The organism is Nocardia sp. NPDC058497 (assembly GCF_042720195.1).
Lineage (GTDB): Bacteria > Actinomycetota > Actinomycetes > Mycobacteriales > Mycobacteriaceae > Nocardia.
Window position 1 is genome coordinate 1 of the sequence record NZ_JBHXMY010000254.1, and the last position, 8,155, is coordinate 8,155.

At 71.4% G+C, this 8,155-nt stretch carries 2 protein-coding genes; both read right to left on the reverse strand.

Annotation, left to right across the window (positions count from 1 at the left end; genetic code table 11):
• Window positions 1-357: 357 nt before the first annotated feature.
• Complete coding sequence (locus tag ACFWPJ_RS18030) at window positions 358-6,558, reverse strand: amino acid adenylation domain-containing protein (RefSeq protein ID WP_378852710.1); 6,201 nt, start codon at window positions 6,556-6,558, stop codon at window positions 358-360.
• Window positions 6,559-6,633: 75 nt separating this feature from the next.
• A partial coding sequence (locus tag ACFWPJ_RS18035; protein WP_378852708.1) for a condensation domain-containing protein occupies window positions 6,634-8,155 on the reverse strand: 1,522 nt, incomplete at its 5' end.

The following is an 8,155-nucleotide window of genomic DNA, read 5'->3' on the forward strand; positions in this document are numbered from 1 at the left end:
CGGGCGCGCGGGCGGTGTTTCCCGGGTGTGCGCCGGGTTGGGTGCGTGGCCCCCCCCCCCCCGCCACCGGGTGGGGTTGGCGGCCCACACAAATCGACTCGGCCGCGGACTCGACCGCGGCCGTGAGCAACTGACCGAACAGCGGTGTGCCGGTAGTACGTCGACGACCGGCACGGCCCGTGCGGCGGGGGGTTTCCACAGACCAATACACCTCTCGCGTCCGGCAGCCGAGTCGGACACAGCATAGTCACACCTAACGACTGCCGCCGACCCTCGCCGAGGTGTGCGCCACGACACACCGAACTCTCAGCAACAGAATCGTAAACTGCCGTGAGCCTGTTACGTGGAGCTATCGATTTAACGGCCGGAAACGGCGGTGACCTGCGCTGTTACCGGACCGACTGTGGCCACGGCCACCTGGTCGAGCATCTGTTGATGACTGGCGTCGACCGGATGATCGGCGATGACCCCGCTGATATACGGCCGCCACCGGGAGGCGCCGCCCTGGGCGTTCCCGGTCGTCCGCAGCGCGGTGAAGTAGGTGAGATCACCCACGAATCGGGCCGGCGTCAGCTGGGTAACCAATCCGATCGTGTGCAACGCGCCGCGGTACATGCCGACGAACCGCGGCAGCGAGATCGGCGTCGACCCGGCCAGCGCCGCGTGCAGTGCGGCGAGGGCGTCGTCGCCCAGTGCGGACAGCCGGTCGGCGGCGGGGAGCTGCTGATCGGGGATACCGAGTTCGCGGAAGGCGTCGCGCAACTCGGCGCCGAAATGCGCCAGGTCGGCGCCGGGCAGGCTGTCGAGCATGGTCAGCGAGGCCACGGTCTCCCCCGCCGCCTGGAGCCTGGTCGCCACGGCCTGCGCGAGGACTCCGCCCAGCGACCACCCGAGCAGGTGATACGGCCCCTGCGGCTGAGCGGCCCTGATCTCGGCGAGGTAGCGGTCGATCAGGTCGTCCACGGTGGCGGGCCGGAATTCGGGGTCGGTCAAGGCGGGCGACTGGATGCCGATGATCGGGCGGTCCCCGGGCAGGTGCGGGGCCAGGCCCGCGTAGGCCCAGGCCAGACCGGCGACAGGGTGGATGCAGAACAGTGGTTCCCCGCTGCCGCCGCGGCGGAGGGGCAGGGTCACCGCGAGTGCCGCGTCCAGGTCGCCGCCGAGGCCTGCCGGACCGGCCGTGAGCCGGTCGGCCAGCCCCGCCACGGTCGGGTCGGCGAAGAAGGCGGCCACGGTGAGCTCGGTGCCGGTGCGCTCGCGCAGCCGGTGCACCACCCGGGTGGCCAGCAGCGAGTTGCCGCCGAGGGAGAAGAAGTCGTCGTCGAGGCCGGGGCGTTCGACACCCAGCACCTCGGTGAACACCTCCGCCACGGCGATCGCGTTCTCGCCCACCGGTTCCCGGTAGTGGCGCGGTTCGAGCACCGGCTCGGGGAGCGCGGCGCGGTCGAGTTTGCCGTTCGCGTTCAGCGGCAGCCGGTCGAGGACGACGAACGCCGCGGGCACCATGTACGACGGAAGCACCTGCGCCACGGCGGCTTTGGCTGCCACGGCGGTCAGTTCGGTATCCGGCGCGGGCACCACGTAGGCGACCAGCCGGTCACCGAGCTGCGGATCGGACTGGGCGAGCACCGCGGCCTGGGCGACCTGCGGTGCTGCCAGCAGCGCGGCCTCGATCTCGCCGAGCTCGATGCGGAAGCCGCGGATCTTCACCTGGAAGTCGGTGCGGCCGCGGTATTCCAGTTCGCCGTCGGCGGTCCACGCCACGAGGTCGCCGGTGCGGTACATGCGGGCGCCCGCGGCACCATGGCGCGGCGGAGTCGGTCCGTCGGTCCCGCCTGCGGCTCCCGCGACCGAGTCGACGCCGAAGCTCTCGGCAGAGGTGTCGGCTCCACCGACCGACCTGGCGCCGCGACCGACGGCAGAGGAGTCGGCTCCGGCGAACGAGCCGGCGACGAACCGGTCGGCAGACTCGTCGGCTCCGGCGAACGGGTCGGCGACGAACCGGTCGGCGGTGAGGTCGGGGCGGCCGAAGTAGCCGCGGGCCAGCTGCGCACCTGCGAGATACAGCTCGCCCGACACGCCCACCGGGACGGGGCGCAGGCGCGCGTCGAGGACGTAGACGCGACTGTTCCACTCCGGCGCGCCGATCGGCACCGTCGTGCGGTCGGCCGTGGTCACGCGATGGTCGGTGATCGAGACGGCGGCTTCGGTGGGGCCGTAGAGGTTGTGCAGTGCAGCGGAATTCGCGGCGAGGAAGCGTTGTGCGGTCGCGGCGGGTAGCGCCTCGCCGATCGCAAGCACCCGGCGCAGCGCCGACGGCAGTGTGCCGCCGGATTCGGTGAGCAGGGCGTCGAGCATCGAGGGGACGACGTGCAGGGTGGTCACCGAGCGGTCGGCGATTACGCCGAGCAGGTACGCCGGGTCGCGGTGCCCGTCGGGTGCGGCAATCACCAGTGTTCCGCCGCACACCGCGGCCGACCAGAACTCCCAGACCGACAGATCGAAGGTGGCGGCCGTCTTGAGCAGCACCGAATCGTGCACGACGAGCCCGAAAGCAGCTGTCTTCCACAGCAACTGGTTGACGATTGCGCCGTGCGTGACGGCAACACCCTTCGGCTTGCCCGTCGATCCGGACGTGAAGATCACATACGCCGTGTTCTCCGGTCGCAGCACGCCACGCCGCTCGTTCGCCGCGATCGGTGCGCTCGACAATGCTGACAGATCGAGAGTGTCGAGGACGATCACCGGCGCCGAACCAGGTGCGGATTCCGCACGCGCGATGGCTGGTTCACCGACCGGGACCGCGCCGACGCTGGCCTCCGGCGCCGAAATGGATGCGAATCCCGCATGCGCGGTCACTAGTTCGCCGACCGGGGCGGTATCGACACCGGCCACTGGCGCCGCGCCGGATGTGAATCCCGCACGCGCGGTGCCTGGTTCGCCGACGTGGATGGCGTCTACACCCGCCATCGAGGATGCGGACTGGGTGAATCCCGATCCCGCCGTGGTCAATACACAGACAGTGGCAGCGGTGTCGAGCACATGCCCGATCCGGTCGGCGGGTTGCGAGGGGTCGACCGGTACGTAGGCGGCGCCGGTCTGCGCTACGGCATACATGGCGACGACGAGATCGGTGGAGCGCCGGATCGCCAGTGCGACACGGTCTTCCACGCCGACACCCTGGGCGATCAGGTGCCGTGCGAGACGGTGCACCCGCGTTGCGAAGTCGCGGTAGGTCAGCTGGGTGCCGTCGTGATCGACCAGTGCGATGCCGTCGGGGTGCCCGGCGGCGGTGTCGGCGAACAGTGAGGCGAGGGTGGCGGGCGGGCACGGATGACCGGTGGCGTTCCAGCCGTGCAGGATTCGGTCGCGCTCGGCGTCAGAGAGCAGTTCCAGCTCGTCGACGGGTCGCTGTGGGGTGGCGGCGATTGCGGCCAGCACCCGAGCGAAACGGTCAGCGTAATCGCGGGCGGTCGACTCGTCGAAAAGGTCGGTGGCGTAGGTGAATACACCGCTGATGCCCTGGGCGACACCGTCGGCGTCGTAGGTGTCGGCGACGACCGCGTGCAGGTCGAACTGCGAGACCGCCAGATCCACGTCGACGCCCTCGACCGCGAGTTCACCGAGTTCGAGACCGGTGCGGGTGAGGTTCTGGAAGGACAGGCCGACCTGGAAGAGCGGATGGCGCGCGGTCGAGCGGGCCGGGTTGATCGCCTCGACGAGGCGCTCGAACGGCAGGTCGGCGTTGGCGAATACCTGCAGGTCGGTGTCGCGCTGGCGGGCGAGCAGGTCGGTGAACGGTTCGCCCGGCCGCAGGGTGGTGCGGAAGACCAGGGTGTTGACGAACATGCCGATCAGGTCGTCGAGGGCGGCCTCGCCGCGGCCCGCGATGGGGGTGCCGATCGCGAGGTCGTCGGTGCCCGCCAGCCGGGCCAGCGTCACCGCCAGCGCGGTGTGCACGACCATGAACAGGGTGGCGCCCTGGGCGCGGGCCAGGGCCAGCAGCGCGCGGTGGGTGTCGGCGTCGATCTCGATCGGCACCCGGCCGCCCGCGAAGGACTGCACGACGGGGCGCGGGCGGTCGGCGGGCAGGTCGAGCTGATCGGGCAGGCCCGCCAGCGCGTCCCGCCAGTAGGCCAGCTGGGACGACGCCAGCGAGGCCGGGTCGGCCTCGCTGCCGAGCAGCGCACGCTGCCACAGCGCGTAGTCGGCGTACTGCACGGCCGGCGGCGCCCAGTCCGGCGCGGAGCCCGCCGAGCGCGCCGCGTAGGCGAGCATGAGATCCCTGGTCAGCGGCGTCAGCGAGGAACCGTCACCGGCGATGTGGTGCACGACGACGGCGAGCACCGACTCGTCGGGGCCGAGTTCGAACAGCGCCACCCGCAACGGCACCTGGCTGCGCACATCGAAGCCGGACGAACCGAGCGCGTGCATGGCCGCGCCGAGCTCGTCGGCGGCGATCCGGCGCACCTCGAGCTGTGGCGTGGCCGCCGATTCGGGCAGGACCTGCTGGATCGGGCCGTCGTCGGTCTCGGGGTAGACGGTGCGCAGCGTCTCGTGCCGGGCGACGAGGTCACCCACGGCCGCCCGCAGCGCCTCCACCTCGATCGCGCCGCTCAGCCGCACCGCCATCGGGATGTTGTAGGCGACCGACTCCGGATCGAACTGGTTGAGGAACCACATCCGCTGCTGAGCCAGCGACAGCGGAATCCGCGTCGGCCGCTCCCCGGCGACCAGCGCGGGACGCGCACCGGCGCCCGCGGATTCGGCGAGTCGCCGCGCCAGCGCCTCCACCGTCGGCGCCTCGAACAGCAGGCGCACCGGGAAGTCGGTGTCGAGCGCGGCGCCGAGGCGGGCGGCGATCTGGGTGGCAAGCAGCGAGTTGCCGCCGAGGGCGAAGAAGTCGTCGTCGAGACCGAGCTGGGTGTCGGCGCCGAGGTCGAGGACCTGGGCGAACGTGCCCGCGACGATCTGCTCCACCGGTGTCGCGGGCGCGCGGAATTCGGCGTGCTCGAGCACCGGCGCCGGCAGCGCCCGCCGGTCCAGCTTGCCGACCGGGGTCAGCGGGATGGTGTCGAGCTCCATCAGCACGGTCGGCACCATGTGCGCGGGCAGGCTGCGCTCGGCGAACGCGGTGAGGGCAGCGGTGTCGACCGACGCTCCGGGCGCTGCGTGCACGTAGGACACCAGAATCGTCGCGCCGTTGTCGAGTTCGTGCCCGACAGTGGCGGCGAAGTCCAGGCTCTCGTGCGCCGAGAGCACCGCGTCGATCTCACCGAGTTCGATCCGGAAACCACGGATCTTCACCTGGAAGTCGTTGCGGCCCACGTATTCCAGTGCGCCGTCTCCGGTCCAGCGGACCAGGTCACCGGTGCGGTAGAGCCGGGAACCGGCCGGGTCGAACGGATTCGGGACGAACCGGGACGCCGTGAGCCCGGGCCGGGCGTGGTATCCGCGAGTCAGCTGGGCGCCGGTGATGTAGAGCTCGCCGGTGACACCGGGCGGGACGGGGCCGAGCCGGTCGTCGAGGACGTATTCGGCGACGCCGCGCAGTGGGCCGCCGATGGTCAGCGGGTCACCGGGCTTCAACGGAACACTGATATTGGTGACGATGGTGGTCTCGGTGGGCCCGTAGACATTGTGGAACTCGCGCAGGGTTCCATCGGCCAGCGGAATCGCCCAGCGCCGCAACAGGTCCGGCGGGCACGCCTCACCACCGACGGCCACCACCCGGAAGTCGTCGAGGCCCGCCGGGTCGATCGAGGCCAGCGCGGCGGGGGTGATGAACGCGTGGCTCACCCGTTCCCGGCGCAGCAGCGCGGCCAGATCGTCGCCGCCGTAGACACTCGGGTCGGCGATCACCATCGTCGCGCCCGCGCCGACCGCGAGCAGCAGCTCCAGCAGCGACGCGTCGAACGACGGCGAGGCGAAATGCAGTGTGCGCGAAGTCGATTCGACACCGTAATGCAGGCGCTGTTCCTCGCAGAACCCGGCCAGCCCGGCCTGGGTCACCGCGACGCCCTTGGGCAGACCGGTGGAGCCGGAGGTGTAGATGACGTAGGCCAGGTCCTCGGCACGGATCTGGCGCAGCCGGTCGGCATTGGTGACGGGATCGCCTGCGACCTCGTCGAGCCGGGGCACGATCGCGTCGTCGTCGAGGGCGAGCCAATCCACCTGCGCGGGCAGCCTGTCGGCGACGGCGGCGACGGTCAGCCCGAACACCGCACCGGAGTCGGTGACCATGTGCGCCACCCGATCCGGCGGATAGTTCGGGTCAACCGGCACGAAGCCGGCGCCGGTCTTGGCGACCGCCCACACCGCGAGCACCGACTCGATCGACCGCGGGATACCGATGGCGACCAGGTCGCCCGCCCCGATACCGCGGTCGATCAGCAGCCGCGCGATCCGGCTGGAACGCTCGTCGAGCTCGGCGTAGCTCAGACCGCCGAGGGTCTGCCCGGCGTCGGCGAGCACCACGGCGACACCGTCGGGATTGGTCTCCACCGCGGTGGCCAGCAGCTGCGGCAGCGCGGTCACCCTGGCACGCCGGGTCCGCACCGGCCGTTCCCGTACAGGTCTAGTCATCGCGATTCCACCTCACCAAACTCGTTGCCCCGCTGCGCCGATACCGGATCAGGCTACGGGGGTACGCAGGTCCCCCAGCACCAGCACGACCTCGGCCGGGCCGGGATTGCCCGGCGCGGCGTCGTCGGCGATCAGCGCCCGTAGATCGTCGAGACCGGCGGTGTCGACCGCCTCGATCCCGGTGCGATCGCCGAACAGGTGACTCACCCATTCCTCGGCGAGCACCATCGACAAGCCGTCCTCGGCATCGGGCACCAGCACCATCGACGCGCCCGCCACACCGGCGGCCACCGGCTCGACCAGCGCGGCGAAGCTGTCCGCCGCGCCGTTGCCGAAGGTCCGCGATTCGAAGGTCAGCTCGGTGCCGGTGCGCACCTGCGCACCCGCGGTGGCGAGTTCGTCGTAGCTGCGGACGCCGTCGGCGCCGACGAACGCCGGGTCGCCGCCGCGCAGGGCCCTGGTGCGGTCGGCGTAGGTCACCGGGCGGGCCGACTGCGTCGACAGTTCCGTCCGGATCGCCGGATCGTCGAGGACCACCCACTCGAAATCGCCCTCGGGCGCCGTGCCCGCGGTGATGCCGATCTTGGCCGCCGGTTCGACGGGCAGCGCGCCCGACACCGGCAGCACCGCGGCGCCTGCCTTCAGCACCGCCCAGACAGCTACCGCCCAGTCGATGCCGCGCGGAAGATCAACGGCCACACCGGCTCCCGGGCCGAAGCCGCGACCGATCAGCAGCCGGGCCAGCCGCGAGGAGCGGTGGTCGAGCTGTTCGTAGGTCAACGAGTCCTCGCCCCAGACCAGCGCGGGGCCGTCCGGGTCGTCTTCCGCCGCCGCGGTGAAGGCCTGCGCCAGTGTGGTGCCGCCCGACGGGCTGCTCGGCGCGGGCGCCTGCGCGGCGCCGGCGAGCAGCCGGGCCCGTTCCTGCTCGTCCAGGATGTCGATGTCGCCGACGCGGATCTGCGGGTCGGCGGCGACCGCGGCCAGGATGCGGGCGAAGCGCTCGCCGATGGTGCGCACCGTCGACTCGTCGAACAGGTCGGTGGCGTAGTTGAACAGGGTGACCAGCTCGTCCGGCGCGCCCTCGGCGGTGAACCGGGGTTCGACATCGACCTGCAGGTCGAACTTGGCCGCCACCGTGGTCTCCAGCGCGGTCACGGTGAGGCCGGGCAGTTCGAGCGCGGCCGCCTCGTTGTTGCTGAAGGTCAGCGCCACCTGGAACAGCGGGTTGTGCGCGCTGCCCTTGCCGGGCGCGACTACCTCGACGACCCGCTCGAACGGCAGGTCGGCATGGGCGAAGGCGCCGAGATCGGTCTCGCGGGCCAGGTCGACGGCCTCGTCGAACGATCCGGCCGGGTCGAGGGCGGTGCGCAGGGTCAGCGTGTTGACGAACATGCCGACCAGCTCGTCGAGCGCCCGCTCGCCACGACCCGCGACGGCGGTGCCGATGGCGATGTCGGTGGTGCCCGACAGCCGGGCCAGCAGCACGGCCAGCGCCGCGTGCACGACCATGAACAGCGACGACTTATGTTCGCGCGCAATGTGGTTCAGCTGCGCGTGCACCTCGGCGGGC